Source organism: Methermicoccus shengliensis DSM 18856, assembly GCF_000711905.1.
Taxonomy (GTDB): Archaea; Halobacteriota; Methanosarcinia; order DSM-18856; family Methermicoccaceae; genus Methermicoccus; species Methermicoccus shengliensis.
In genome coordinates, this window is sequence record NZ_KL543983.1 from 102,285 (window position 1) to 128,701 (window position 26,417).

Annotated in this window: 31 protein-coding genes and 2 tRNA genes; 18 read left to right on the forward strand and 15 right to left on the reverse strand. The window is 54.9% G+C overall.

What is annotated here, in order from left to right:
* Nucleotides 1-17 precede the first annotated feature (17 nt).
* The 7 genes from rpoA2 to BP07_RS07065 form a co-directional block, all read right to left on the reverse strand.
* The gene (rpoA2, locus tag BP07_RS07035) at nt 18-1,232 is read right to left on the reverse strand and encodes a DNA-directed RNA polymerase subunit A'' (RefSeq protein ID WP_042687330.1); all 1,215 of its coding nucleotides are present in this window, start codon (nt 1,230-1,232) and stop codon (nt 18-20) included.
* A complete protein-coding gene (locus BP07_RS07040) occupies nt 1,233-3,863 on the reverse strand; it encodes a DNA-directed RNA polymerase subunit A' (RefSeq protein WP_042687334.1) in 2,631 nt (876 codons plus the stop codon).
* Nucleotides 3,864-3,872: 9 nt separating this feature from the next.
* Complete coding sequence (gene rpoB / locus BP07_RS07045; RefSeq protein WP_042687336.1) at nt 3,873-5,711, reverse strand: DNA-directed RNA polymerase subunit B; 1,839 nt, start codon at nt 5,709-5,711, stop codon at nt 3,873-3,875.
* Nucleotides 5,708-7,195, reverse strand: a complete 1,488-nt coding sequence (locus BP07_RS07050; RefSeq protein ID WP_052353330.1) for a DNA-directed RNA polymerase subunit B'' — start codon at nt 7,193-7,195, stop codon at nt 5,708-5,710. Before BP07_RS07050 ends, rpoB begins: the two co-directional genes overlap by 4 nt.
* An 8-nt stretch (nt 7,196-7,203) precedes the next feature.
* Nucleotides 7,204-7,443 (reverse strand): DNA-directed RNA polymerase subunit H, encoded by a 240-nt coding sequence (locus BP07_RS07055; protein ID WP_394296290.1) that lies wholly within the window; start codon nt 7,441-7,443, stop codon nt 7,204-7,206.
* A 34-nt stretch (nt 7,444-7,477) separates the two neighbouring features.
* Nucleotides 7,478-7,551 (reverse strand) — tRNA-Lys (locus BP07_RS07060).
* Nucleotides 7,552-7,667: 116 nt separating this feature from the next.
* Nucleotides 7,668-8,717 (reverse strand): mRNA surveillance protein pelota, encoded by a 1,050-nt coding sequence (locus BP07_RS07065; RefSeq protein WP_042687342.1) that lies wholly within the window; start codon nt 8,715-8,717, stop codon nt 7,668-7,670.
* A 214-nt stretch (nt 8,718-8,931) separates the two neighbouring features.
* Here BP07_RS07065 and BP07_RS07070 point away from each other — a divergent pair, with 214 nt between their 5' ends.
* Genes BP07_RS07070 through BP07_RS07095 form a run of 6 tightly spaced genes read left to right on the forward strand, consistent with a single transcriptional unit; the run spans nt 8,932 to nt 13,118 of the window.
* Nucleotides 8,932-9,630: a cobalt-precorrin-4/precorrin-4 C(11)-methyltransferase gene (locus BP07_RS07070; RefSeq protein WP_042687346.1), complete on the forward strand. Its 699-nt coding sequence runs from the start codon at nt 8,932-8,934 to the stop codon at nt 9,628-9,630.
* Between the two features lie 5 nt (nt 9,631-9,635).
* Nucleotides 9,636-10,316: a cobalamin biosynthesis protein gene (locus BP07_RS07075; protein ID WP_245597079.1), complete on the forward strand. Its 681-nt coding sequence runs from the start codon at nt 9,636-9,638 to the stop codon at nt 10,314-10,316.
* Nucleotides 10,300-11,052 (forward strand): precorrin-3B C(17)-methyltransferase, encoded by a 753-nt coding sequence (gene cobJ / locus BP07_RS08635; protein WP_042687352.1) that lies wholly within the window; start codon nt 10,300-10,302, stop codon nt 11,050-11,052. Before BP07_RS07075 ends, cobJ begins: the two co-directional genes overlap by 17 nt.
* A gap of 4 nt (nt 11,053-11,056) precedes the next feature.
* Nucleotides 11,057-11,656, forward strand: coding sequence for a precorrin-8X methylmutase (locus tag BP07_RS08640; RefSeq protein WP_042687354.1), 600 nt, complete (start codon nt 11,057-11,059; stop codon nt 11,654-11,656).
* Nucleotides 11,653-12,570: a cobalt-precorrin-5B (C(1))-methyltransferase gene (locus BP07_RS07090; protein ID WP_042687358.1), complete on the forward strand. Its 918-nt coding sequence runs from the start codon at nt 11,653-11,655 to the stop codon at nt 12,568-12,570. Before BP07_RS08640 ends, BP07_RS07090 begins: the two co-directional genes overlap by 4 nt.
* Nucleotides 12,567-13,118 (forward strand): SAM-dependent methyltransferase, encoded by a 552-nt coding sequence (locus BP07_RS07095; RefSeq protein ID WP_052353331.1) that lies wholly within the window; start codon nt 12,567-12,569, stop codon nt 13,116-13,118. Before BP07_RS07090 ends, BP07_RS07095 begins: the two co-directional genes overlap by 4 nt.
* On the opposite strand, the gene BP07_RS07100 is transcribed toward BP07_RS07095, so the two are convergent.
* The 6 genes from BP07_RS07100 to BP07_RS07125 form a co-directional block, all read right to left on the reverse strand.
* On the reverse strand, nt 13,086-13,715 hold the full coding sequence (locus tag BP07_RS07100; RefSeq protein ID WP_042687361.1) for a precorrin-2 C(20)-methyltransferase: 630 nt from the start codon (nt 13,713-13,715) through the stop codon (nt 13,086-13,088). The two genes, BP07_RS07095 and BP07_RS07100, sit on opposite strands and share 33 nt — an antisense overlap.
* A complete protein-coding gene (locus BP07_RS07105) occupies nt 13,700-14,203 on the reverse strand; it encodes a methyltransferase domain-containing protein (protein ID WP_042687365.1) in 504 nt (167 codons plus the stop codon). Before BP07_RS07105 ends, BP07_RS07100 begins: the two co-directional genes overlap by 16 nt.
* Nucleotides 14,204-14,351: 148 nt before the next feature.
* Complete coding sequence (gene yjjX, locus BP07_RS07110; protein ID WP_042687369.1) at nt 14,352-14,870, reverse strand: inosine/xanthosine triphosphatase; 519 nt, start codon at nt 14,868-14,870, stop codon at nt 14,352-14,354.
* A 531-nt stretch (nt 14,871-15,401) separates the two neighbouring features.
* Nucleotides 15,402-15,734, reverse strand: a complete 333-nt coding sequence (locus BP07_RS07115) for a hypothetical protein (RefSeq protein WP_157203147.1) — start codon at nt 15,732-15,734, stop codon at nt 15,402-15,404.
* 62 nt (nt 15,735-15,796) lie between these two features.
* The gene (locus tag BP07_RS07120; RefSeq protein ID WP_042687373.1) at nt 15,797-16,027 is read right to left on the reverse strand and encodes a type II toxin-antitoxin system HicA family toxin; all 231 of its coding nucleotides are present in this window, start codon (nt 16,025-16,027) and stop codon (nt 15,797-15,799) included.
* Nucleotides 16,024-16,248: a type II toxin-antitoxin system HicB family antitoxin gene (locus tag BP07_RS07125; RefSeq protein ID WP_042687376.1), complete on the reverse strand. Its 225-nt coding sequence runs from the start codon at nt 16,246-16,248 to the stop codon at nt 16,024-16,026. Before BP07_RS07125 ends, BP07_RS07120 begins: the two co-directional genes overlap by 4 nt.
* 794 nt (nt 16,249-17,042) lie before the next feature.
* On the opposite strand from BP07_RS07125, the gene BP07_RS07130 reads away from it, so the two are divergent.
* On the forward strand, nt 17,043-17,651 hold the full coding sequence (locus BP07_RS07130) for a flavodoxin family protein (RefSeq protein ID WP_042687379.1): 609 nt from the start codon (nt 17,043-17,045) through the stop codon (nt 17,649-17,651).
* Entirely contained in the window at nt 17,648-18,193 is a 546-nt protein-coding gene (gene afpA, locus BP07_RS07135) for an archaeoflavoprotein AfpA (RefSeq protein WP_042687381.1), read from the forward strand. The genes BP07_RS07130 and afpA overlap by 4 nt, the downstream gene beginning before the upstream one ends.
* Before the next feature lie 193 nt (nt 18,194-18,386).
* On the opposite strand, the gene BP07_RS07140 is transcribed toward afpA, so the two are convergent.
* A tRNA-Ser gene (locus BP07_RS07140) sits at nt 18,387-18,471 on the reverse strand.
* Nucleotides 18,472-18,775: 304 nt separating this feature from the next.
* On the opposite strand from BP07_RS07140, the gene BP07_RS07145 reads away from it, so the two are divergent.
* The 8 genes from BP07_RS07145 to BP07_RS07175 all read left to right on the forward strand — a co-directional run bounded on the left by BP07_RS07145 (nt 18,776) and on the right by BP07_RS07175 (nt 24,214).
* Nucleotides 18,776-19,423: an energy-coupling factor ABC transporter permease gene (locus tag BP07_RS07145; RefSeq protein WP_042687383.1), complete on the forward strand. Its 648-nt coding sequence runs from the start codon at nt 18,776-18,778 to the stop codon at nt 19,421-19,423.
* Nucleotides 19,424-19,433: 10 nt separating this feature from the next.
* Nucleotides 19,434-19,718: a PDGLE domain-containing protein gene (locus BP07_RS07150; RefSeq protein ID WP_042687824.1), complete on the forward strand. Its 285-nt coding sequence runs from the start codon at nt 19,434-19,436 to the stop codon at nt 19,716-19,718.
* A gap of 134 nt (nt 19,719-19,852) precedes the next feature.
* Nucleotides 19,853-20,722, forward strand: coding sequence for a cobalt ECF transporter T component CbiQ (cbiQ, locus tag BP07_RS07155; protein WP_052353332.1), 870 nt, complete (start codon nt 19,853-19,855; stop codon nt 20,720-20,722).
* Nucleotides 20,719-21,552, forward strand: a complete 834-nt coding sequence (locus tag BP07_RS07160; RefSeq protein ID WP_052353333.1) for an energy-coupling factor ABC transporter ATP-binding protein — start codon at nt 20,719-20,721, stop codon at nt 21,550-21,552. Before cbiQ ends, BP07_RS07160 begins: the two co-directional genes overlap by 4 nt.
* A 375-nt stretch (nt 21,553-21,927) precedes the next feature.
* Nucleotides 21,928-22,461 (forward strand): CDP-2,3-bis-(O-geranylgeranyl)-sn-glycerol synthase, encoded by a 534-nt coding sequence (locus tag BP07_RS07165; RefSeq protein WP_042687835.1) that lies wholly within the window; start codon nt 21,928-21,930, stop codon nt 22,459-22,461.
* A gap of 125 nt (nt 22,462-22,586) precedes the next feature.
* Nucleotides 22,587-22,862: a hypothetical protein gene (locus BP07_RS09035; protein ID WP_052353334.1), complete on the forward strand. Its 276-nt coding sequence runs from the start codon at nt 22,587-22,589 to the stop codon at nt 22,860-22,862.
* A 78-nt stretch (nt 22,863-22,940) separates the two neighbouring features.
* Nucleotides 22,941-23,759: an RNA-guided endonuclease InsQ/TnpB family protein gene (locus BP07_RS09040; RefSeq protein ID WP_211247080.1), complete on the forward strand. Its 819-nt coding sequence runs from the start codon at nt 22,941-22,943 to the stop codon at nt 23,757-23,759.
* Nucleotides 23,760-23,785: 26 nt separating this feature from the next.
* Nucleotides 23,786-24,214 carry an HIT family protein gene (locus tag BP07_RS07175; protein WP_084174167.1) on the forward strand — a complete coding sequence of 143 codons (429 nt, stop codon included), beginning with the start codon at nt 23,786-23,788 and terminating at the stop codon, nt 24,212-24,214.
* On the opposite strand, the gene BP07_RS07180 is transcribed toward BP07_RS07175, so the two are convergent.
* Nucleotides 24,186-25,211: an isocitrate/isopropylmalate dehydrogenase family protein gene (locus BP07_RS07180; RefSeq protein WP_042687386.1), complete on the reverse strand. Its 1,026-nt coding sequence runs from the start codon at nt 25,209-25,211 to the stop codon at nt 24,186-24,188. The two genes, BP07_RS07175 and BP07_RS07180, sit on opposite strands and share 29 nt — an antisense overlap.
* 132 nt (nt 25,212-25,343) lie before the next feature.
* Here BP07_RS07180 and tfe point away from each other — a divergent pair, with 132 nt between their 5' ends.
* Complete coding sequence (tfe, locus tag BP07_RS07185) at nt 25,344-25,871, forward strand: transcription factor E (RefSeq protein ID WP_042687390.1); 528 nt, start codon at nt 25,344-25,346, stop codon at nt 25,869-25,871.
* Nucleotides 25,858-26,403 (forward strand): TIGR00295 family protein, encoded by a 546-nt coding sequence (locus BP07_RS07190; protein ID WP_052353336.1) that lies wholly within the window; start codon nt 25,858-25,860, stop codon nt 26,401-26,403. The genes tfe and BP07_RS07190 overlap by 14 nt, the downstream gene beginning before the upstream one ends.
* Nucleotides 26,404-26,417: the final 14 nt, after the last annotated feature.

Below are 26,417 nucleotides of genomic sequence, written 5' to 3' on the forward strand. Positions count from 1 at the left end.
CTAACAGGCCCTGATATTTAATCCTTTTGTCTTTCTGCAGCTCTTTTCATCACGTCTCGGAATGGCAATGCCACCAGGTGCACATCTCCCGTGCCAAGCCTTATGGGCTGCCCCACGATGACGTTTTCGGTCACACCCTTGAGCTCATCTATCGTGCCCTCCACCCCGGCATCCAGCAGATGGTTCACAGTCTCCTCGAAGGCAGCCCTTGCCATCACGCTCGCCTTTTCTCCAGAGACACCGTGCCTTCCGATGGCCTTCACCTCGCCATCTGCCGTCATCATGTCCGCCACCAGCATGATGTGCCTGATGTCCACAGTGAGCCCCTGCTCTCTGAGGGTGTCGGTGGCCTCGCGGATGATGGCTGCACGGGCAGCCTCAATGCCCAGCACCTCATACATCTCGATGATGTGGTTCGTCTTCGTCCTTCTTGCATCCACATCTGGGTGCAACATCACTTGTTCCAGTGGTGTGAGCTTTCTTCGGGTACGTCTGTCTGTCGATTTATAGCTGTACTGGGCATACAGCACGTACTCATCATCCTCCTTTCTGATGACCACCCTGCGAATCTCCTTGATGCCCTTGAAGATTAGCCCCTCGATGGTCTTCACGAGCTGCATGAGGCTGCGGTATGAGGCTTCACTGGGCTGTGCCATTATCTCGAGGCCCCGTTGCTCCAGCACGCAGTCCTTTAGCTCGGCATTCATCACCTCGAACACACGCTCAGCGGTGAGCTCCCTTTCCTTGAGTCTATCCTCGGAGAGGCGCACCACCACTCTCATGTTGTTGAGGTCTGCATCGAGCGATGCAATGCTGGAGATGGGCGTTGCCTCAATATCGAGGGCCACCTTCCTTGCCTTCTCCCTGTCTGCTCCATCCTTGAGATAGATGGTCATCATGGGTGTGCTGGGGTCCTTTCTGGCATCGAGTATCTCTATGAGCCTTGGAAGCCCCAGCGTGACGTTAATCTCGGCGACACCAGCATAGTGGAACGTACGCATCGTCATCTGCGTTCCAGGCTCGCCTATTGACTGGGCTGCCACCACTCCAGCAGCATCACAGGGCTCCATCAGAGAGCGCTCGTACACCTCCACAGCCCTCTTTACGATTTCGTCGAGCTCCAGCCTGCTGACCTCTGCCCTGATGCAGCTGTCGATGAGGGCGTTTTTAAGACTCTCTGGAAGCTGTGTTGCCTCAACAGCCCTTCTTATGGTCTCCTCAGATACCGCCATCTACTCCACCCTCCTGCCAGTCACGCTCTCCACGATTTCACGCATCACTGTGGGAGTACAGTATCCGCTCTTTGCCGGGTCTATGCCGTCCTCTCCATACCTGAACTGCACCACAACACCCCTCGTCTCACGAACTGAGCCATCGTACTGTACCTCCAAGTCCTGAAGGGCGTTGATGAGGCGGCGCTGCAGATAACCCGACTGGGACGTTCGCACTGCCGTGTCCACCAGCCCCTCTCTGCCTCCAATCGCATGGAAGAAGTACTCGGTCGGGGAGAGCCCCCGCTTGTAGCTCGCCCTCACGAACCCATGGGCATCTGCCCCGAGGTCTCCCGGTGCGAAGTGGGGGAGGGTTCTCTTGGCATAACCCCTCTGGATACGCTCACCCCTCACTGCCTGCTGACCCACACATCCCGCCATCTGGGTGAGGTTGAGCATCGAGCCCCTCGCACCCGAGCGGGCCATTATCACGGCTGGGTTGTCCAAGCCCAGCTCCCTTCCCGCTATCTGTCCTGCCTGGTCTCTTGCCCTTCCCAGCTCCTGCATGATGAGCAGCTCGAGGGTCTCATCCAGTGTCCTTCCAGGAAGTGGGTCGAGCTCACCGTTCTCGTACGCCTGCACGAGCTGGGTGACCTTCTCTTCTGCGTTGGCTATCACCTCCTCAATCTGCCCAATCGCCTGAGGGCTCACGTCCTCGTCCTTGATGCCAAAGCTGAATCCCGCCTGCATGATGGAGCGTATGGCAAGCTTGGTGAGCTGGTCGATGAACTTCGCCGACCTCGAGGAGGAATAGTGCTTCACGATGTAATCGAGCAAAATGCCCTTGAACGCACCTATTGCCTTCTCCTCTATCGCACCACATATCAGCTTCCCATTCTCTATCACCACATACGCCTCGTGCTCACACTCCTCCTTCTTGCACTGGGAGCAGTTTTGACACAGCCCATTTCTGAAGCTCAAGCACAAATCTGAGGGCAGGATGAGCGAAAACGCCTGCTTCCCAGTCCAGTAGGGATTTCCATGCTCGTCAATGCCCGCAGGCTCCCCGAGGGTGGTGATGCCACACGTCCTGAGCAGCTGCACCATCTCGCGCTTTGAAAAGTGTTTTTCTCCTCTTGTCAGCAGGTATATGCCCGTGATGTGGTCGTGAATTGCGCCTATGATGGGTCCTCCAAACCGTGGCGAGAGTATGTTCTCCTGCACCCTCATGAGCATCCATGCCTCTGCCTGAGCCTCCTGCGTCTGGGGCACGTGCAGGTTCATCTCGTCTCCGTCAAAGTCGGCATTGTAGGGTGGACACACCGCGGGGTTCAGCCTGAATGTCTTTCCTGGAAGCACCCTCACCTGATGTGCCATGATGGACAGCTTGTGCAGTGAGGGTTGCCTGTTGAACAGCACTATATCGCCGTCCTTGAGCTGCCTCTCCACTATCCAGCCGGGCTCGAGCATCTCGGCGAGCTCCTCGGCATTTGCCTCCATCACCTTCACCCTTCTACCATCGGGACGCACCACGTAGTTGGCACCCGGGTGCTCATTGCCCCTTCTAACATAACTTCTGCACTCCTCTATGTTGAGGTGTGTGACGTTGATGGGGACGGTCAGCTGCTCTGCCACCCGCTGGGGAATTCCCACCTCGTTGATGCTCAGGTTGGGGTCTGGCGAGATGACCGTTCTTGCCGAGAAGTTCACCCTCTTTCCAGAGAGGCTTCCCCTGAACCTGCCCTCCTTGCCCTTCAGCCGCTGGGACAGGGTCTTCAGGGGCCTTCCAGACCTGTGCCTTGCAGGGGGCACGCCAGAGACCTCGTTGTCCAAAAAGGTGGTCACATGGTACTGGAGCAGCTCCCACAGATCCTCCACGATGAGCTGGGGGGCTCCGGCCTCCTTGTTCTCCTGAAACCGCTGGCTGATGCGTATGATGTCCACCAGCTTGTGGGTGAGGTCGTCCTCACTCCTCTGACCGCTCTCAAGGGTGATGGAGGGTCTCACGGTCACTGGGGGCACGGGCAGCACCTTCAGAATCATCCACTCTGGGCGGGCATTCTGGGGGTCCATCCCCAGCACCCGAATGTCGTCGTCGGTCATCTTCTCAAAGCGGCTTCGTATCTCGGTGGGCATGAGCTTCTCGCCATCCTCATAGAAGCTCGTGGGCTTTTCGAACTTTATCTCCCCCTGCTCGGCACCACAGTAGGGGCATATGCTGCTCTTGCGTGCCTCTGCGTACACCATCCTTACCACGTCATCGATGGGCTGCTTGAGCTTTCTTCTCCTCTTTATCTCATCGAGAAATGCGCTCTTTTTCTCCTCAGTGAGCATCAGCCTTGAGCACTCGCGGCATATCGCTCTCAGCAGCTTTCTGATGGTCTTCACATAGCCCACGTGAATCACGGGAGCCACGAGCTCGATGTGTCCGAAGTGTCCGGGGCACTCGCCTGCTCGTCCGCCACAGGTCTTGCACCGCAGGCCCGGGTCTATCACCCCAAGCCTCGTGTCCATCAGCCCCATGTCAATCGGAAAACCATCGTCATCGTATGTGTCTGCGGTGATTACCCTGACCACAGACATCTTCCGAAACTCCTGGGGGGAGATGAGCCCGAACCTTATCTTGTCAATGCGCTTTGGGGCACTGTACATCTTACCACCTCACACCGCATCCGCCAGCTCCAGTCTCGGCGCCACGCCCAGACACTTTATTTCGTCCAGCAGCAGCTTGAACGCATACGACATTTCCACCTGATAGATGTCGCTCTCAGAGTCGCATATTGGGCAGTACGCCACATTGCGGCGGTAGTTGTATGTGGCAATCATGCCGCACTTGGCACACACCCACTGCACCACCTTATCGGACTCGTCCAGCAACCTCTCCTTAAGAGCCAATGTGGCTCCATGGCCTATGAGCACGTCTCTCTCCATCTCGCCAAACCTCAAGCCACCCTCTCTGGCACGCCCCTCGGTCGGCTGATGGGTGAGCACCTGCACTGGCCCACGGGAGCGAGCATGCATCTTGGAGGCCACCATGTGGTGAAGCTTCTGATACAGAATCACGCCAACGAACACGTTCGCCTTCATCCGCTCCCCGGTAGTGCCATCATAGAACACCTCCTCACCCGTGTGGGCAAAGCCATACTGCTGAAGCTCGGCTCTCAGCTGCTCCTCGGTCTCACCAGAGAACGGCGTGGCATCCACCACCTCGCCCCTGAGTGAGGCCACCTTGCCACCGATCATCTCCAGCACGTGCCCGATAGTCATCCTCGAGGGGATGGCATGGGGGTTGATTATGAGGTCTGGGACGATGCCATCCTCAGTGAACGGCATGTCCTCGTGGGGCACGATTAATCCTATAACACCCTTCTGCCCATGGCGGGAGGCGAACTTGTCCCCTATCTCTGGAATTCGCTGGTCTCTGACCTTGACCTTCACCAGCCGCTCGCCATTTGTGGATACTGTGAGAATTACGGTGTCCACCACACCCTTCTCGTTGGAGCGCATCGTGATGGATGCCTCACGCCGCTGCTGTGGGGAGAGCCCTATCTCGGAGGGCTCCTCGAGAAACCTCGGTGGGCTCGTCTTGCCTATGAGCACGGCATTGGGTCCCACATAGGTCTCCGGGCTTGCCAGCCCATCCTCATCCAGATGGGCGTATGCGCTGTCTGGCCTTGCTCCCCGCACCTCGGCATCTGGTATCTCAAACTTGTCCACAAGACCGCCCGGGTACTTTCTCTCCTCACCCTCCATCGTGCGGAAGAAGTGGCTTCTGCCAAGCCCACGCTCGATGGAGCCCTTGTTCATTATGAGGGCGTCCTCGATGTTGTATCCCTCGTAGGAGAGCACCGCAACCACAAAGTTCTGTCCAGCGGGTCGCTCATCGAAGCCTATCGTTTTGGCACATCTGGTCTGCACCAGCGCTCGCTGTGGATAGTGAAGCAGGTGCCCCCTCGTGTCTGGTCTCAGCCTGAAGTTCACGGCGCCCACACCCAGCGACTGCTTGACCATCGCAGCACCCATGGTGTTCCTCGGCGAGGCATTGTGCTCTGGATAGGGCACGAGCCCTGCAGCTATTCCCAGTATCAGTGCCGGGTCGATTTCAAGATGGGTGTAGCTATCGCTCTTTGCGAGGTCCTCTTCGTTTATTGCAATGAAGGCATTCTCCTCCTCCTCCGCATCGAGATACTCGATGAGCCCCATCTGAACGAGGTCATCAAACTTCAGCTCCCCCTTCTTGAGCTTCTCGATGTGCTCCTCGGTCACAAGCGGCTCACATCCGCCTCTGCCATTGGGCTTTACCACTATGAGAGGTCTTCTGGCCCTTCCGCTGTCGGTGTTGATGTACACCTCGTTCACATCCTCATAGTACACCACGTTCACCTGTGTTGAGATTCTGCCCCTTCTTCGCTCAGCCCTTATGTGCTCTGCGAGCCATCTGCCATCTGGATGCTCCCCGATGAGCTTTCCATCCACATACACCCTCGCATCCTCGCTCACAGGGCATCACCTCCCATGCGCACTCCCATCTCATGAAGGACGTCCACCACCTTCTGCTGGTCAGTGCCCGTGGACAGCTCCACCATCTGGGCAAAGTTCTTCACCAGACCACAGTTGGGACCCTCTGGGGTCTCAGAGGGGCACAGCCTTCCCCATTGTGTGGGATGCAGGTCTCGAGCCTCGAAGTGGGACTGGGTACGGGACAGCGGCGATATCACCCTTCGAAGATGGGAGAGGGTGGAAATGTAGTCCGTCCTGTCCAGCAGCTGGGAGACGCCCGTCCTGCCACTCACCCAGTTGCCAGTGGCAAGCGGATGCACCAGCCTCTCGGTGAGCACATCACTCCTAACAATGGTGTTCACAGTGAGCTCGCGGTTGCGCATGCTTGCCCTTTCGAGCTGATACTTGATGTCTCGCGTTAGTCTGTTGAACGCCACCCTGAACAGCTCCTCCATGAGGTCACCAGATAGCCTCAGACGCTTGTTGGCATAGTGGTCCTTGTCGTCCTCGGGACGCATGCCCAGTGCGAGCTCGAGCACGGCCTCAGCCATGCGGCACAGGTACCTCGCCTTTGCCTTTCTGTCCGATTCATCAGTGCCTATGTGTGGTAGCAGGTAGCGGTCGAGCACGTAGTTAGCACGTTTAATCTGATACTCCTTTGCCTGCCCAGTGGCCACTTTACTTCCAAGAACACTGAGGGCCTGCTCCTGTGTTTCCACCTCTGCCTCCTCGAGGTTCTCGAGCACGTACTTTATCACCTCTGGGTTATCGGATACTGCCCTCACAATCTCCTCATCAGTCTCGAGGCCAAGCGCCCTGACCATGGTAATGAGGCTCATGCTGTTGGCTATGGAGGGGAATGAAACCTCGAGAATGGACTTGCGGTTTCTCTCCACTGTGGTAAGCGCCCTGTAGCCCCCCCTCTGAGAGTACACCTTGGCCACCTCTATTGTCTCCCCATACTGCTCGGCCCTCTCCACGAATATCTTGTTGGGGGCAAGGTCCTCGAGGGTGATGATCACCCTCTCTGCTCCGTTGATTATGAAGTACCCACCGGGGTCCAGAGGGTCTTCGCCCATCTTCACAATCTCATCCTTTGAGAGACCATACAGGTTGCACGCCTTGGAGAGCAGCATCACTGGGAGCTGTCCTATCTCGGCAACCTCCATCCCCGTGGCTGGCTCGCCATTCTGATATATCTGCATCTCGAGATGGAGGGGTGCGGCATACTTGATGTTCCTCAGCCTTGCCATGTTGGGATAGAGAATTGTCTGGGAGCCATCTGCCTCCCTCACTATGGGCTTTCCCACCGAGATTTTCCCGCACCTCACATAGGTGCCCTCGATGTTGGTCTCAATGATGCCCTCTTCGTCCACAATTCGCTGGAGTCCCCTGTCCAAAAACTCGTTGAACGAATCGAGGTGATGCTTCACAAGCTTATCCCTCGTAAAGTATGCCTCGGATAGCGCCCTTCTGTCCAGCATGTGCCACCTCACTCAATTACCAGCCTGTACGCCACGAATGTGCCAGCTGTGGGACTCACTCGAGTTATCTTCAGAACGTCTCCCACCTGTGCCCCCACCGCCTGAGCTGCTGGGTCGTCCACCCTTATCTTTGGCAGGTCCTCCTTGCTGATGGCATATTTCTGAAGTACTGCCCTGACATCACCCTCACTCAGCACCTCGTGATGAGGTACCATCTCATGCTCGAGCACATTGATTTGCGTCATCATTCATACCCCACTGGTGGAGCTCTAAGCATTATGACGGGCTCGGTGGGACTTGAACCCACGACCACCTGGTTAAAAGCCAGATGCTCTGCCAAGCTGAGCTACGAGCCCCACTCCGTGCCTCACTTAGCAGCGATAACGTCCACTTACCCATGCCACCAAAACTGCACACTGGAAAACACCAGCTAAGCTCGCCTCCACCGCCTCCCATCGTGGGGGCATAGTATTTAAGCCTTGCCCCACTCCAGCTTGTACCTGAGCAGGGCAGCCACACCTCCAAGGTGCATGAGCCTCTCTCCGGGCTCAAACTCGCTCGAGAGCACCACCACTCTTCCTCCACAGCTCTCGGCGGTGAGCAGCAGAGAGTCCACATCCCAGCTCTCCCTCTCCCCTCTCAGCCATTCGTCAGCCACCAGCAGTGTGTCCACTGCCCCCATGTCCACGGCATTTTTCACCTCATCGATGCCATACGCCACGGCACCACCGGTGGCAATCCTCTGCAACAGCTCGTCCATGAGCACTCCCTCCCTTGCCAGCCTCTCATCCTGCATCACCCTCTTGAGGGCGCCGCGCTTTACGACCTCCAGAAAGCCAGCCTTTCCACTCGAGAGAGTACTCTCGAGCACCATCTTGGAGGCAAGCTCTGGCATCTTTTGCCCAACAAAACTTAAAAAGTCATCCTTGGTAAAGCCGGGGCCTGCCACCACCACCCTCTCGGCATCCACGCCCCTCAGCAGCTCGAGCGCCTTTGCAAAGAACTCCTCTCTTGAGCTGCCCCTGTCCTTGCCATAGGAGACCCTCACAGAGGCAACGGACTCTATACCATACTGTCTTACGAGTCCGAGCTCGGCATCCCCCTCCTCTATCGTGAGTATCGCCACACTTGCCCGCTGCGATGCTTTGACGGCCTCTGCTACCCTTTCAAGCTGCTCCTTTTTCCACACCTTCACAATGGACAGCTCCGTGCCCTCCTCGATGTTGAGGGTGTGGTGTGAGCCCACATCGACCCCATGCTCGATGAGCCCATGGATGCGCAGTCTGTTGGCAAACCTGTGAAACTCCACCTTTTCCACCCTAATGCCCAGCCTGACCACGCTCTTTTCGAGCTTTTCGGGACGCAGCTTGTCGGATGCACCCTGAAGCGTGCGCTTCGTGGTGGAGAACACGAGGTCTCCCCTCTCAATGATGTATCTCAAGTGCCAGAGGTCGTCCAGTGTGTCGGGGACGAGCGCAATCTCGCCCTCGCTGCCCTTGAGGATTCTCTTTGCAACCCTCATCACACCCACATATGAAGTGGGCTATAAAGTAGTTTGGGGGGACTGTAAAGTAGTTTGGGATGCACACTCCGTATAGGCTGTAGAGAGCCAATGCGCCTGTCGGGTTGTGAGCATAAATGCTGGTAAAAACCATCATCACTGCCGACCGAGTATGCCTCGACTAACAAAGCCTGGGACAACCTATATATACGTCAAACTGTTTGATGATTACTCAATGAAGGTTTACTTTGTTGGCTTTGGACCTGGTGACCCCGAGCTGCTCACTCTCAGGGGATACAGGCTGCTCAAGGAGGCTGACCTGATAATATATCCGGGCTCGCTCATCGGAGAGGAGTTTCTATCGGAGTTTGACGCTGAAAAGGTGAACAGCTACGGGATGAGCCTTGAGCAGATTGCCGATACGATAGAGGATGCCATAAGGGCTAAAAAGAAGGTGGTCAGGCTTCAAAGTGGAGATCCGAGCGTGTATGGGGCGATAGCCGAGCAGATGAATGCACTGGCGATGAGGGGTATAGAGTGTGAGGTGGTGCCGGGCGTCAGCAGCGTGTTTGCGTCTGCCGCAGCCCTCGGTGCTGAGCTCACCTCCCTCGCACCCTCTGTGGTCATCACCCGCCCTGCGGGAAAGACGCTCGAGCACGACAACTTAAGGGAGCTTGCTGCGCTGCCGTGCACGCTGGTGGTGCTGCTGGGCATCGACAAGGTGGACTACGTGTGTGAGGTGGTGGGAGCCATACGGGGCATGGATGAACCAGCTGCCGTGGTGTATCATGCCTCGAGAGAGGATGAGCGTGTGGTGAGGGGAACGCTGGAGGACATCCCAGAGAAGGTGCACAAGGCCGGAATAGAGCGCACCGCCACGCTGATAATCGGGAGGAGCCTCGAGGGATTCAGGAGGTCTGTGCTATACGCATAGCCGTTGTGGGGTTTGAAAAGGACGTTGCTGCACTGCGGCGCATATCAGAGCACCTCTCGGCAGAGGTGGTGCTCTACACCGATGGTGTGTGGAGCACGCTTGTGAGCTACGACTGCATCGTGGCCTACATGCCCTCTGGAATCGTGGTGAGGGGAATGTGTCCCCATCTAAGGAGCAAGTGGACGGACGCGGCGGTGGTGGTGGTGGACAAGCCAATGAGGTATGCGATTCCCATCCTCGGTGGCCACCATGGTGCCAACGATGTGGCACACATGCTCGAGGGGCTGGGGATGACCCCCGTGATAACCACTGCCATGGAGTACGAGGAGGGGTTGAGCATAGGCGTGGGCTGTCGCAGAGGGATTGGGGCGCAGGAGGTGCTCGATGCGCTGCTGAGCGCCCTCGCCGAGCTGGATGCCAGCCCCAAAGACATACGGGTGATTGCCACTGCCCAGCTCAAGAAAGACGAGAAAGGGCTCATCGAGGCGGCGGACACGCTCAAAAAGCCCCTGATGTTCGCATCAGCCGAGGAGCTGAACTCCATCTCTGTGCCCAGCGGCTCGAGGGCGAACATCGTGGGGTTAAACAGCGTTGCCGAGGCGTGCTCACTGCTCTACTCAAAGCACGGCGAGCTGCTGCTTCCCAAGAGGGTGTATGGAGGAGTGACCGTTGCCATCTCAAGGTAAGCTGTACGTGGTCGGGATTGGACCGGGCATGGAGGACATGCTCACACTGAGGGCGCTCAGGGCACTTGAGCAGTCCGAGTACGTGCTGGGGCACAGGACGTACACCCAGCGAATACGCCATCTCACCCGTGCCCAGATCATCGAGAGCGGTATGGGGCAGGAGGTCAACAGGGTGAAGAGGGCGTGCGAGCTGGCAACAAACAGCATCGTGAGCCTCGTGAGTGGTGGAGACCCCTCGATATACGGGATGGCGTCCCTCGTGGTGGAGTACATCCACAAGCGAAACATCGACGTGTGCTATGAGGTCATTCCCGGCATCACAGCACTGTGTGCAGCCTCTCCACTGCTGGGCTGTGCCATCAGCGGAGACCACGTGGTGATAAGCCTGAGCGACCATCTCACTCCATGGGAGGTGATAGAGAAAAGGCTGAAATGCGCCCTGCATGGCGATTTTGTCGTGGTAATCTACAACCCCTCGAGCAGACAGCGAGGGGACAACCTGCTGAAGGCACTCGAAATCGTGCTCTCGGAGAGGGGTGATGCGCCCATAGGGGTGGTGAAGAATGCGATGAGGGAGGGAGAGCGGGTGTGCATATCGAGCGCCTCCGAGCTTTTCGAGTCTCCAGAGCTGGTGGACATGCACACACTTCTCGTTGTGGGTAGCTCAGAGACCCGCATCGACGATGGGGTGATGATAACTCCAAGAGGGTATGCCAGAAAGTACATCTACAGGTGATGGCATGAGGATAGATATGGGGGACGTGACCGAAGAGGCGAGCCAGATAAAGCACAGGAGCTACCAAATCGTTGAGAGATACGTGAGTGGAGATTCTCCGGAGGATTTCATCCTGAAAAGATGCATAATAGCCACCGGAGACCCCCAGATGAGGGAGCTGATAGCGTTCAGGGGCAATGCCGTAGAGGCGGGCATCGAGGCAGTGAGAAAGAAGAGCAAGATAATAACCGATGTGAGAATGGTCAAGGTGGGTATAAACACCGATGCAGAGGTGCTCTCTGCGGTGGAACACTGTGATGGAGCCAGAGAGGCAGGCATCACCCGCACCTCAATGGGCATGCTCAACCTCAGAGAGGAGCTCAATGGGGCAATGGTGGCGATTGGCAACGCCCCATCGGCTGCGCTCACGCTGTGCAGGCTGGTGGAGGAGGGCGTCTCCCCTGCCGTGATCGTCGCCACGCCCGTGGGGTTCGTGAACGCCGCAGAATCCAAGGAGATGATAAGGGAGCTTGCCATCCCCTCCATAACGAGCATCGGCACGAGGGGTGGAAGCACGCTGTGTGTTGCCATCGTCAACGGCCTTATAAATCTTGCAAAGGCATGATCGATCCGCTGGAGCACTACCGTTACCCAAGACAGTGGATTAGCCAGAGGGCAAAGCTCGAGACGAGAGCAGAAGTGGAAAGAAAGATAGCAAGTGGGCTTTTTATTCTGAGCGAAGATGGGTGGATACGAAGGGGCATCACTACGGGAACCACGGCGTGTGCCGCCCTGTGTGGTGCAATATCGCTCGAGCCACACGTGAAGGTGAGCACCCCCATGGGGCTAACACTCGAGCTCGATGTGAGGGTGGATGGCAAACGTGCCATGGCGGTAAAGTTCTCTGGAGACCATGCCTTTGATGCCACAGATGGCATAGAGGTGGTGGCAGAGAGAACAAAAAGGGCTCTTGTGTTTGGCAGGGGCATAGGCATAAAGCGGGATGGCACAAAGTCGGTGAGTTCGAGTGTGAGAAGGCAGCTTGAGGAAAACCTCGAACGATATTCTCGGGAGTACGGATATGAGGGTGGTGTGCACATAGAGGTGCCAAGGGGCGCCAGTGTGGCAGCCCACACCGATAACCCGCGGCTTGGCATCAAGGATGGAATCTCTCTCCTGGGAAGCACGGGGCTCGTGGAGCCCTGGGGTAAAAGGCTGGTGGACACGAAGCTGAAGATAGCCGCACAGTACGACAAGGTGGTGCTCACCACGGGAAGGAGGGGATGGGGCTGGAGCCGTGAGAACCTCAAAGGCTATCAGCCCTTCGTGTTTGGGGTGTATCTCGATGAGCCGCTTTGCCACCTCAGCGCCCAGAGCATCATCATCGCCGGCATGCCGTCCCTCCTCATCAAGTGGGCAATGCCAGAGCTGAAGGGTAAGCTCCTTGGTGGCATGCGACCCACTGAGGAACACTACAGAGCGGTGCTCTCCAAGGCAAGGGAGTTGAATGAGGGCGTGGAGGATGTGGTGTTCATATGACGGTGCACATCGTTGGGGTGGGTGTTGTAAAGGGGCACCTGACCGGGCGGGCAAGGGCCCTTCTGAGAATGGCGGATGTGATATACGGCAGCAAAAGAGCCCTGCGGCTTGCAGGTGTGGATGGGGTGGAGATGACGAGGTTCACCCCGGAAGTGTATGCACGCATCCAGCAGGAGGGGGAGCACATGAATGTGGTGGTGCTGTCCACGGGAGACCCCATGGTGGCAGGACTGGGAACGAAGCTCTCGGGAGTGGTGGAGCCCGGCATCTCGTGTGTGCAGCTCGCCCTTGCCCGTCTTCGCGTGGACCTTGCGGAGGTGGTGGTGGTGGATGCCCATGGCAAGAGCGCCTATGAGGAGATTGAGAAGGCACTCTCCCTGAGGGATGTGCTGGTGCTGGCAGATTCGAGGTTCGATGTCCAACGGCTTGGGGACAGGGAGGTGGTGCTGCTCGAAAACCTCGGGCTGGAGGACGAGAGGGTGGTGGAGGCGAGGGCTCGGGATGTGGACATCCGCTCAGACCTCGTCATGCTGCTCATCAGACGATGATTTTCTTGCCACCACCATCGTGAAGTAGCTGGACGTTTCTGGCAGCTCATCCAGATGCTCAGTGCGCTCGCCCTCCATGAACACCCTCTCCGCAAGGAAAAACTCGCGGTATCCCCTTTGCCTTAGCTGCTCTGCGAGCTCCCTTGGGCGAGTTGCCTTCAGCACCACACACATCTTCGCCTCCAAGGATGTACTGGTGGTGATGAGCAGTGAGTCGTCCACGAACAGCCCGAGCCTCGAGAGGGCTGCCGATGCCCCAGTTATGCCCGGCACGGTCTCGATTCGCACCCTCGGGTTTCTCGCGCTCACCTCTCCTGCCACATACTGGAATGTGGAGTACAGGGAAGGGTCCCCGATACAGCAGAATGCCACATCCTCCTCCTCACAGCGCTCTGCCAGCTCTGCCCCAAGCCTCTTTGCCACCTCGATGCCGCTTCCCATTGGGAACTCCACAGTCCGCGGCTCGCGTATATGGGCTATGAGTGCATACGCCATCTTGCCGGGCACGATGACCTCGTCTGCCTCTCGAATTGCCCTTACTGCCCTGTAGGTGAGCAGCTCGGGGTCACCAGGCCCGAGCCCTACTCCGAGCAGCATGCCACCACCATGAATACGGGATTCAGATTCTTGAAGGCAGTGCCCTCTGCAAGCTCATAGCTCTTTGAGATGTTCAGGATGAGGGCCTCGCTGAACACGCCCAGCTGTCTCATCTGCGTGATCACCGATGAGGCGACCTCGAGCCTTGCTGCGTTCACGACCACCCGCCTTGCGCGGCTTACCGCATGCTCAAGCATCTCCGAGATGCCCTGCGTTCCCCCAAAAAACACAAGGTCATAGTTGTGCTGGCTCACAAACTCCCTTCCATCCATGTGAAGCACCTCCACGTTGGGATAAGCAGAAAGGTACTGCGCTGCGCCCTGTGCAGCCTTGGCATCGTTCTCCACGGCATACACCTTCCTCACGTAGGGTGAGAAGAACGCAGAGATGCGCCCGCTTCCGCAGCCGATGTCTGCGAGCACATCATCGCTGGTCGGCTGGAGCTTTGTTAGCAGAACCCCAGCTATCTCATCTTTCGTGAACTTCATACCGGCTGACTTGAGTATCAGGGTTATAAAAGCTGTGGTGCACTCTGAATATGAAAGTCATACTCATGCTATGAAAGTCATACTCATGCACCCCCGAAAAGGATGCTGACAAGTGTGCGAATTCTTCAACAACTCCGATATCGAGGACTCACCCATATAGCTCTCCTCTTATACGGGGTATCATCGCCATGAGCACCGCCATCTCAGAGAGCTCCACCCTCGATATGGCGCCCCTGCTGAGAAAGTGCACCGCTCCACCTCTCTCTCCAAGCCCCTTTATGCCACTTATCCCCTCCATCACCTCTCCTACCTCCCTTCCCTCGAGCACCTCTTCTATCACAGATGGGGGGTAGGCAAATCCAGGACCAAAGCCCATAGTATGATGTGTGCCGTCGAACACCGCCGCCACCTGAAAGTCGAGGTAGCCTCCCGCACCTCCACACCTGAACAGCCCAGCCTCTATGCCAATGGAGAGCTCGACATCCTGAGAAAAGGCTGACGTGGCCCGCCAGATTGCCCCCTTGATTGTGTCCTTCCCAAACGGCTGGGCTGGAACTTTCGAGCGCACCGGCATGGGAACTATCTCCACATCGCTGTAGAGCCTCAGAAGGGCCCGCCTTGCACCCTCTATCTTTGCGGGATTGAGGGAACCCATGCTGACCTTCATGGGTGATAGTTTGGATGATGATTAAAAGAGGTTTGTGTGAGTTACTCCACGACTGAAGTCGAGCTTCATGTTTCTCAGTCAAACCCTTAAGGACTACCAGCCCAGAGCCTGAGCCTCACAATGTATCAGGGCTGGCTCACGGCAGCCCCCGACTGAACTGGAGCAGTCTCGCCCATGTATGAGCAAACAAGAGGTCACTAACGACCTCCATGCAAACCACGAGCTTTCTCGCCAAAATGTTGTAAAGGTGCGAAAGCACCCTGAGGATGGAGAGCTGACATTCTTTAGTGGGCAGGGGTTGTTGGTTGTTGGGTTATGCTATTTGCATAATGTTATGTCATGGCTTTTTACAAAAGCCAGCAAAACAGCGCATTAAGGGGTGTGGCTAAGCCACACCCCATTAATCCACTCACGTGCCAGCTTAGTTAAGCTGCTGTGTGGTGGGGGACGAGGTGGTAAGGTACTCTTGAGCGGTCTTTTCTCCTTTCTTTTTTTGTTTTTGGGAGGGTAGTAGGGAGGTGGTGGAAAAGCCTAACAGTCCATTTTCTTGATATGCTCATCTAATTTTTTAATAAGCTCTTCTAATTTAGACTTCACTTCGTTGGCGGCATTAGCAATTAGCTCGCGGAGAGGTAAAGACTCCTTAAACTCATGCCACCCTCCAGAAACATTCATGGTGTTTAACAAGTCATTGAGGTGTCTTACTCTACCATATGTGTCCATTACCTCTTGGTGAAGGGTTTTATCCAAAAGCGTTGGTCTTTCTAAAAACCTCTCATATGCCCCAATCCTTAATGGTCCGATAGATTGATATAAGGAGAGAATAAAATCTGAAATGTGAGATGCATCCCTTAGATTGCACATCTATCAGTTATCAACAGATAAATCAGCAGCAATTAGCAGGTAAGTCAGTGCTGCAGGCAAAGCTACCTCATAAGCTCCTTGAACCTCTCCACACTCAAATCAGCATCCCTGAGGATACTCCTTAGTACCTTTGGGTGCAGAGCCTTTCCTGTGTGATATGGGACAGTCACTCTTCTGCCTTCTTTGTTTTTGTAAATTTTGTGGCTTCCGCTCTGACGGACGAGGACAAACCCCACCTGCTCCAAGACCCTGATTACCTTATCAGCAGGCACACGAGGGAGCTTCTCACTCATACCACTACTTCCAGAGATGTCAAGCTAATGGATTCAATCTCAGGAATATCCTCCCCACTTGCTATCCTGTCCTCAAGATGGAGGCGAATGGCATCCCTGATGTTCTCCAGAGCCTCCTCATAGCTCTCGCCCTGAGTATAGCAGCCCTGAAGCTCAGGGCAGAACGCAAAGTATCCATCTGCATCCTTTTCAATGATTACAGAGAGCCGATAGCTCTTCATAGTTTCACCTCAAAGTGTTTTTTGTTGATTACCGGGTAAAACACTACCAACATAATAGCGTTGCCTCTTTAAATAATCTTTCCATAATATGACCGCAAACAAGAGAAATATGTGAGGCAGTTTATGAGCCCCTCATAGCTTTCCACAGCAACTCTGCGGCTCCCCGCACAGGAAGCACTGAGCGTCAATTGAGATTGGAAAGACAACATCAGATGGTAAGCCACAGCCTATCGATTTTGAGCCCGATGACATCACGCTGTCATCAAAATCAGCACGTGATGACAGCATTGCTGGTAGGGCACCCTCTATCGATGCTGAAGCAGAAGTCAGCGTAAAAATGGAAGATTGGGCAACGGTGGACACTCAGCGTAGAATCAGCAGGTCAGCGGCAGAGCTCTAAATGACGTGCTGGTAGCCCTTGACACTATCTGCAACTCTATGGGATAGGCTGATAGCAAGCCAAGAAGAGAGAAAAGATTTTTTGTGCTCCCTGTTGCCATTGTGGTCAGAGTTGCTTACTTTGTAAGCAACTGTTGATTACTCTGTAATCAGCATGAATGAAATTGTGAGGTGGTTGAGGGCACATGTACCAAAAGTAAGGTGGAAATAGAACGGGGGTGTGACCTCCTCCCCCTGCTCACGCAAGGGGCTTCCACCCCTCTAGGGGTTGGGGAGTGCGTAGTGCTCCCCTTCGGGCTTGTTGTAAAAACATATTAATGATGTTGACAAAAATGTAGCTACGGCACTGTGGTGGATGCCACGCTGGTTAGCCCATGTTGGGGGAGGTGGCGCATATGCAATCGGGAGAGAGGTTTGTTCTCGGGATTTGTGCAAGCCCGAGAAAAAGGGCCACGCATTACGTTCTCGAGCACGCTCTTTCATATCTTCGGGAGAGGGGGTATGCAACCGAACTCTTTCACGTGATGGGAAAGAAGCTCAACTTCTGTATTCACTGTGATAACTGTATCAGAACTGGAGGGACGTGCGTGTTCGAGGATGACCTTCCCCAGCTGTATGAAATGATGGAGCGTGCCGATGGCATAATAATGGCAACTCCAGTGTACAATGGTGGGTGTAGCGCCCAGCTCAAGGCAATTCTCGACAGGACGCGGGCTCCCCTCGCAAGGGACGTCAATATGTTCTCAGGTAAGGTGGGAATGGCGATTGCGGTGGGGGGTGATAGGGTGGGAGGGCAGGAGCTGGCTATGCAGCAGATAATCACATTCTACATCATCAATGGTATCGTGCCTGTGGGAGGGGGAGCGTTTGGTGCCAACCTTGGCGCAACATTCTGGTCGAAGGACACGCTTGATGATGTCAAGGAGGACGAGTACGGATTCAAGACTCTTAGAAAGACTCTGAGGAGATTCATCGCAACAATCGAGCATGAGGAGTACATATGAGGGTAGCATGGGGAATAACGGGATGCGGAGACAGGATAGTGGAGAGCTTCGGTGTGATGAGACACGTGAGGGAAAAATACGGCATCGAAGTGCATGTATTTCTATCAAAGGCCGGAGAGCAGGTGGTAAAGTATTACAAACTACATGATGAGCTGAAGAAGCACTTTGACCGTGTGATGGTGGAAAAAAACGCCAACTCACCCTTTCTTGCGGGATGGCTTCAGACCGGAAAGTATGATATGCTGATAATATGCCCCTGCACCAGCAACACAGTAGCCAAGCTCGTGGCTGGCATTGCCGACACCATGCTAACAAACGCCGCCATCATGGGGGTGAAGGCACATGTGCCGTGCTGCATCATGCCCTCTGACTGGATTGAGGGAGAGGTGACTACCACACTGCCAGATGGAAAGCCCCTCAAGCTCAGGATAAGAAAAGAGGATGTGGAGAACACAGAGCGCCTGAGAAAGATGGAGGGCTTTACAGTGTTCGAAAGCCCTGAGGAGGCAGAGGACATAATACGACGACACCTGAATTTATGATGCACGGACAAAAACATTCCGCATCTCTTTCTTTATCCGTGCTCCAACTGGTTCATGTGTTAGCAATGTTAGGACACAACATTCTCCTGACAGCTACATAAATCCCTGCATGTGGTCTGCCCCCTTGGGCATTATACTGTGGTTACCATTTTCCGCGTTTTTCAGGTGTGCCACACCCAAAACCGCTATACAGCGACGAGAGGGGGATTTGAACCCCCGAGGGCGAAACGCCCACAGGATTAGCAATCCTGCGCCATACCGGGCTTGGCTATCTCGTCTCTTGTCTCTTGTGCAAAACCCAACTTCAGCCGCTCCCTTGCCTTTCGCACTCTCACATTGAGGTTGTATCACTCGCAGTCTATCGCTTTTGCTTCTTGGGTGATTATGACATCATCTTATGTTATTTGAGTTTTTCCATAACACCTCTCGAGGATGAGATATCTCCTGTTATTGAACACTTATGGGTCTGCCCCTCAGTGAGATGTGCCCATACCATGATGTGTTCTCCTTTTGTAATACCAAAACTAAAAATCTTAGTATTAAGTAATAAAAAAGTATATATAGGTAGTAAGAGAGGGAGCGGTGGAGGAGGGAAACTGGATGCACATACCAGATGGATTTCTTTCTACCCCAGTGTGGGTGGCTATGTGGCTCATCACGCTTGTGATCTTGGGCTACTCGGTAAAGCAGGTCAACGGCAGGCTGAGCGAGAAGCACGTACCCCTCATGGGTGTGCTCGCAGCCTTCGTATTTGCCGCCCAGATGCTCAACACCCCGGTTGCGGGAGGCACCTCTGGCCACGTGCTTGGAGGGGTGTTGACGGCAGCAATGCTCGGACCATGGGCCGCCACCATCGTGATGAGCGCGGTGTTTGTGGTGCAGGCCATCGTGTTTCTGGATGGCGGCATTACAACACTGGGCGCGAACATATTCAACATGGGACTGATCGGCACGGTGTTTGGATACCTGATCTACAAGGCTCTTCGCGATAGGGCTCGTCTGCCCATACCGATTGCTGGGGGGATTGCGGGCTGGATAGCGGTGGTTCTGGCATCGGCAGCAACGGCGATTGAGCTGGGGCTGTCTGGTACGGTGCCCATGGGCGTCGCACTGGCTGCCATGGTGTCAGTACACATGGTGATAGGGCTGATAGAGTTTGGCATCACCGCGGTGGTGCTTGGAATGGTGAAGGCAAGGAGGCCAGACCTGCTGGAGATGGAAAAAATATGAGGTGGTGAACATGGGTATGAAGTGGTGGCACTGGGGACTGATAATTTCGCTGCTGATGGCTGGTGGACTTTCCGTGTTCGCATCACCCCTGCCAGACGGTCTCGAGCGCGTTGCAGAGGATTTGGGATTCATACACGCAGCAGAGGAGCTCGTACCTGCGCCAGCACCAGACTATACCATTCCTGGTGTTGGAGGCGCAATATCTGGCTCGCTGGCTGGCATCATCGGCACGCTGCTGATGTTCGCCCTCGTATGGGGAATTGCCAGCCTGATGAGCTCCCGCAGGGAAGGGTGAGGGAGGTGTACCACCTCCCAAACAACTTTTGTTCATGGTAATAACTATCCCCTGAGCAGTAAGATTAATTAACACCCGAATTAATGCAACAGCTACCGGGCGGTTTGCTGGTTGGGTAATGCCACCTCCGAGGCATGGTGATCAGAGGGAAGGGATATGCTGTGCACAACGTGCTCGAGAGATATGCATGGAATGAGAGCCCCATTCACGCGCTGGACGCCCGTGTGAAGGTGGTATCACTCTTAGGATTGCTGGTGGGTGTGGTGCTCTCCAGAGCACCGCTCTACAGCGAGTGGGTGGGTGAGCGTACGCTGTTCTTTCTGCACGCCACCCAGTACGCGATCGTGTTCCTCGTGCTCGTGTGCCTTCTGATCCTTGCCCGTGTGCCCCTGCGGTTTGCTCTCACTCGCACCCTCATGGTGATGCCCTTCGTTGGCGGAATCGCCCTGTTCGTACCGCTCTTCGGGGATGGCAAGGAATTATACACGGTGGGGCCCCTGACACTGACGCTGAGCCCCACGGGACTGGACGTCCTCACCAGGGTGAGCTCCAAGGGCGTGCTTGCCGTGCTCTGCGTGGTGGTGCTCACCTCCACCACCCCATTTCACGACATACTGAGGGCGCTGGAGCACCTGAGAGTCCCGAGGATATATCTGATGGTGATGACGTTCATGTACCGCTATCTCTTCCTGCTGGTGGAGGAGATAACCACCATGAAACGGGCGTGGGAATCCCGCACGGTTCGCGAGAGGCGATGGCTGGGAAGCATGTGGCACATCAGGACGGCTGGAATGATTATAGCGAGCTTGTTTTTACGCTCTTACGAGCGGGGCGAGCGTGTGTACGCAGCCATGCTATCGAGGGGCTACAAGGGGGAGCTGCCCACCCTCGAGAGCATGCCACTCCAAAGGAGGGATGTGGTGGTGGGCGGAATCGTTTTGCTGCTGGGCTTGGGTACCCTGAGCTCAGAGCACTGGCTGTCGCTGATGGGGGTGTTCTCATGAGTCTGGATGGAGGGGGCGAGGACGATGTTGCCCTCATGCTGGATGATGTATGGTACCGCTATCCGGGGGAGGACAGATATGCCCTCGCCGGAGTTTCGCTCTCGGTAAGGAGGGGGGAGGCGGTGGCCCTCATAGGGCCCAACGGGGCTGGTAAGTCAACACTTCTCCTTCATCTAAATGGCATACTGAGACCAGAGCGGGGAAGGGTCCATGTGTTGGGTCGCCATGTAGACGATGACGTGCGCTGGGCACGCTCCAAGGTCGGGCTGGTGTTTCAGAATCCAGACGACCAGCTCTTTTGCCCCACAGTGGAGGAGGATGTGGCATTTGGCCCCCTCAATATGGGGTTGCCCAGAGAAGAGGTGAGAAGAAGAGTGGTAGGGGCGCTGGAGATGGTGGGGCTTGTGGGCAGGGAGTTCCAGAAGCGCCATCCACACCACCTGAGCCAGGGAGAGCGCCAGAGAGCAGCCATTGCTGGGGTGCTGGCCATGCAGCCAGAGGTGCTCGCCCTCGATGAGCCCACGAGTAACCTCGACCCATCGGCGCGAGAGGGACTCATGGAGCTGCTCTGTGAGCTCCCTCAGACCAAGGTGATTGCAACTCACGATATGGAGTTTGCTGCAGAAACGTGTGAGCGGGCCGTGCTCCTCGCTGGGGGAAGAGTGGTATCTTCTGGAGGCACCCACAAGGTGCTCTCGGATGTGCAGCTGCTGCGGTCGCATGGTCTCAAGGAGCCCCTGCTCGTGAGGCTCTTCTCGGAGGCGGGAATGAAGCCACCACTCAGGCTGGAGGAGGCTATAGAGCTACTAAAAAGGATGAGTGGACGATGAGTGAGCTCCCCGCAGATGCGCACACACGACACACACGAACTCGACACGCACCCAGCACACAAAACTTTTTACGTAAAGTAGCACACATTAAATCGCGCATCATCACCCCGATGTGCAGTCCGTGCTCATCTCTTGGAGGGCGAGCACGGACTACAAATCCATTTACTATATAGCAAGCTAATTTGATACTCTCGTCTCATTATAAAAAGCTTTCCAAATGCGGTTCCGTTGATACTCGCTCTTTTGGTTTTGACGTGTTGATTACTCTGTAATAAACATTCATCACCATTGTTGCAAGTATTTTTATTCTCGTCGGACATTACACAGCTGGAAGTGGTAATGGTGCTTGAAAGCTTGGTGGTCGCCATCTGGCTCATGCTTCCAGCCTACGTGGCCAACTGCTCTGCCGCTCTGTTCGGTGGGGGAAGGTCGATCGATGGAGGGCTGGTGCTGTGGGATGGGAGGAGGGCACTTGGAGATGGCAAGACTCTTAGAGGGCTTGCCCTTGGAAGTGCCTGCGGCGTGGGGGTGGGCATCCTTCAGATGTTGATGCTGTCCACGGCTCAGGAGACGTTGCAACATTTGGACGTGAGGCTTCCAGCCTTTGGAGAGGGGCTGGAGGCTGGAATCATCGTGTTCTGTCTATCGGTTGGCGCTCTTCTGGGAGACATGGCAGCGAGCTTTTTCAAGCGAAGATTGGGGCTAAAGCGGGGCTCGCCATTACCTCCCATAGACCAGCTCGACTTCGTGGCTGGGGCATGGCTGCTCACTGCCCTCGTTGCCAGAGAGTGGTTCTTCGAGCAGTTCACCACAGGTGTGATGCTCGCCGTCATCATCATAACGCCCGTGCTCCACGTTGCTTCCAACGTGATTGGGTATCTCATGGGAAAAAAACAGGTGCCATGGTAGGGCTTTTTATAGAAGCTACCGCAAGAAGACCACCAGTTTTAACCGGTGGATGAATTGCGGTTGCCACAATTAGGCAAAAAGATTTTTAGATATTGAATCCTTGAAATAGATTAAGGGATGTTCCCATGAAGAAGGAAGTCCAGTTAACTGTGATAGGAAAAGTATTCAAACCAAACAAGCAGAAGGTTTTAGCTCTGAATAAATGTCTGGAAGAATATCTCAAACTTGTTAACTGGTATTTGGGATTTAACTCAGCTTCAAAGAAATTTCTGCACGAAAATAGCTATAAAAAGGCGAAGCAACTCTTCAACCTCAATAAGCAGAAAAACCAATGGTGGGGAGTATATCAATCAGATTCGACAAGAGGTGTTACTCTTTTACCAAAACAATCAATGTTTTAACACCATACTGGCTTACGCTAAGCCTGAATAGAAGGACAAGAATCTCATTACCGATTAAGTTTGGAGAGACAGCAGAAGTTGATAGAGGAGGCTCTACAAGGAGAGTGGCAGTTCTGCACGGTGGAGATGGTAAAAAAGAATGGAGAGTGGTATGTTCACTTCGTGCTTAAGAAAGAAGTTGAGCTTCCCGACGAACCAGAAACAATCATAGCAATAGACAGGGGTGAGAAGAATCTTGCAGTTGCCGTTGCTGTATCCAAAAACAACCCAGATAAGCCGATGAAAGGACAGCTCTGGAGAGGAGAGGAAATCAAGAGAATTAGAGGAAACTATGGACACATCAGGAGAAACCTCCAGAGAAAGAAGTTGCTGAAAAAGGTCAAAGAGCTCAGAGGAAAAGAAAGATGTATAGTCAACCAGCAACTTCACATGATTGCCAATCAGATAGTCGAGTATGCTAAGCAGTTTCCAAGACCAGTCATAGTAATGGAAAACCTAACGGGAATAAGAGACAGCTTCACCAAATCAAAGAAGCTTAATATGAGATTCCACTCCCTACCATTCAGGAGGCTTCAAACATACATCGAGTATAAAGCCAATCTCGAAAGAATAGAGGTAAGATATCTAAGCAAAAAAGAAGTCAGAAATACATCAAAACAATGCCATAGGTGTGGGCATGTTGCCCGAAAAGTTGATGGTAGAATCTACAGATGCTCGAAATGTGGTATGGAATACGACCGAGATTTAAACGCATGTATAAACATAGCCCGCAGGGTAATGAGCTCTGCGGGATGGGGGAGCTGTGAACCCCCCGAACCAGCAGATGAGGGGGTAAGCGTAAAGCCTACCCTGAACGCTGGAAGCCACCGCCTAAAGGCGGTGGTAGTTCACGGCTGAAGTCGAGCTATGGATGGTGATGGTGCATGGAATGCATATTCTGCAGGATAGCAAAGGGCGAAGTTCCCGCAACGATAGTGTATGAAGATGAGAATGTGCTCGCCTTTCTGGACGTGAACCCCAGAGCCAAGGGGCACACCCTCGTGATTCCAAAGACACATGCTGCAACGCTGCTCGACCTGTCTGAAGAGCAGGCTGGGGTGCTGTTTGCAGCCGTGCGAAAGGTGGCACACAGGCTCACACATGAGCTTGGAGCAGTCGGGCTCAACATTGGCCTCAACAGCGGACAGGTGGCAGGTCAGGTGGTGCCCCATGTGCACGTCCACATCCTCCCCCGCTACGAGGGTGAGGCTCCAAAGGGATTTGAAGAGGCGTTTTTCGTAAAGGAGGAGCTAAAGAAGGGGGTGGAAAGCGCCCCAAAGGGACTCATAGATAATCTCTCACCCTGGATTTGATTGCGTTCGCCATCTCGCTGCTCTTGGCAGCGCCACCCAGGTCATACGTGACATATTTGCCCTCTGATATCACGTCCTCGGTAGCCCTGAATATGGCGTTGGCACACTCCTTATCTCCGAGATACTCCAGAGCCCATGCCCCAGCAAGGATGGTCGCAGTGGGGTTCACCTTGTCCATACCCCTGTACTTGGGGGCAGAGCCATGTGCAGCCTCGAACATCGCATAGGTGTCGCCAATGTTGGCGCTGTATATCAGCCCTATGCTGCCCACGAGCGCAGAACACTCCTCGGAGATGATGTCCATGAACAGGTTGGTGGATGCCAGCACCTTGTGGTTGAACAGCTGGGGGTTCTTGATGAGCTGCTGGGCGATGTTGTCCACATGGTACTCCCACAGCTTGATGTGGGGGAACTCCTCAGACACCCTTCGCATTGCCTGAAGAAACATCCCGCACGTGTGCCGTAAGATGTTGCTCTTGTGGATTGCCACCACGGTGTCCCACCCCCTCCTCATCGCCTCGGCAAAGGAATAGGCAGCAATCTTCTCAGAGGCGTGCCTCGTGATTCTGCGTATCGCTATCGCAACCTCGGGCGTTATCTCGACCTCGTGCCCAAAGTACAGCCCCTCAGTGGCCTCCCTCGTGCACACGAAGTCCACCTCTCCGAGCGGACAGGGTGTGTTGGGAAACGTCTTGATGGGGCGAACGTTGGCATACAGCTCGAATGTCTGCCTTATGGATACAGCCACTGACCTTGGAGCCCCCACGGTGCCGGGTGTGGTGGTGGCCCCCTTGAAGCATGCATCGGCATCAAACAGCACATCCCATGTCTCATCTGGGATGAGCGAATCTCCCCCATGCGTCTGCCACCACTCCGCTCCAGCCTCGCACACGACCATCTCCACATCTGGCTCAGTGGCGCTCATCACGTCCATTGCCAGCCCTATGAGCTCTGGACCCACGCCGTCTCCCCTTATGACCGCTAACTGCTTACTCATGTGAGCAACTGAAGGCTCAAGATATATAAGGGTTGGACTTCTCGCTGTTGGATGTATGAGAGCAACTCATATATACACAGACTCAGAAATAAGGAATGGATAGGCGTGGACACGACTATGAGTGAAAACGGTATGCACAGGGAGGAGAACGGTCTTCACCCCGTCGCCAAGGAATACCTTCTGAGGTTGCTTGGGGAGGAAGGGTTCCAGATGGTGGAGCGGGTGCCCAATGGCGAGATAACGGATGAGGAGATAGCAGCCATAACTCAGGTCAACCTGAACACCGTGAGAAAGTCCCTATTTTTGCTCTATGAGAACAAACTCGCCACCTACAGGCGCCAGAAGGACGAGGAGAGTGGGTGGCTCACATACCTCTGGAGAATTGATCTATCCAGGATAGACAAGGTTCTGGAGAATGAGATGAGAAAACTGCTCGCTAATCTAGAAAGACGCCTTGAATATGAAAGAAACAACATGTTCTATGCATGCAATATCTGTGGATATAAAGTGCCTTTTGCGGAGGCAGCAGAAATGGAGTTCACGTGCGCCAGCTGCTCCTCGATGCTCGTGTTTGAGGACAACACCGAAGTTATAGAGGCGATTGAAGAGCGGATATCCAAGCTCAGGGAGACACTGGGGGTTAAGCGTGAGGACGTTTGAGAAGGCTCGGGCTCTTGTGGAAAGGCTATGTGAGCCACAAGTGTATGCACATTGTGTTGCAGTCGAGGGGCTTGCCCACAGGATAGCAACCGAGCTTGTGCTCTCTCATGGCGTGGATGTGCAGGCCGTGCGGTGCGGTGCCATGCTGCATGACCTCGGAAGGGCCTATACCCACTCCATCGCCCATGCCGTGGTGGGTGCGTGCATAGCCGAGAGGTTCGGGTTTGACGAGGATATATGCCTCATAATCGAGCGTCACATAGGAGGAGGAATTGAAATGGATGAGGCAGAGGCCCTCGGGCTTCCCCCCAAGGACTACACACCAAGGACGCTCGAGGAGAAGATAGTTGCCCATGCCGACAACCTCACGGAGGGTGTGAGGTATGTGAGCATCGAGGATACGCTCTCTGATATGAGAAGAAAGGGCTTGCCAGAGAGGGCGATTGAAAGGGTGGCAAGGCTGGCAGAGGAAATAGAGGGAATGAGGAAGGGGGTGGCGTTGGCGGCTGACAGGACAGGGCACGGCCATTGATGGGGACGAGCTGG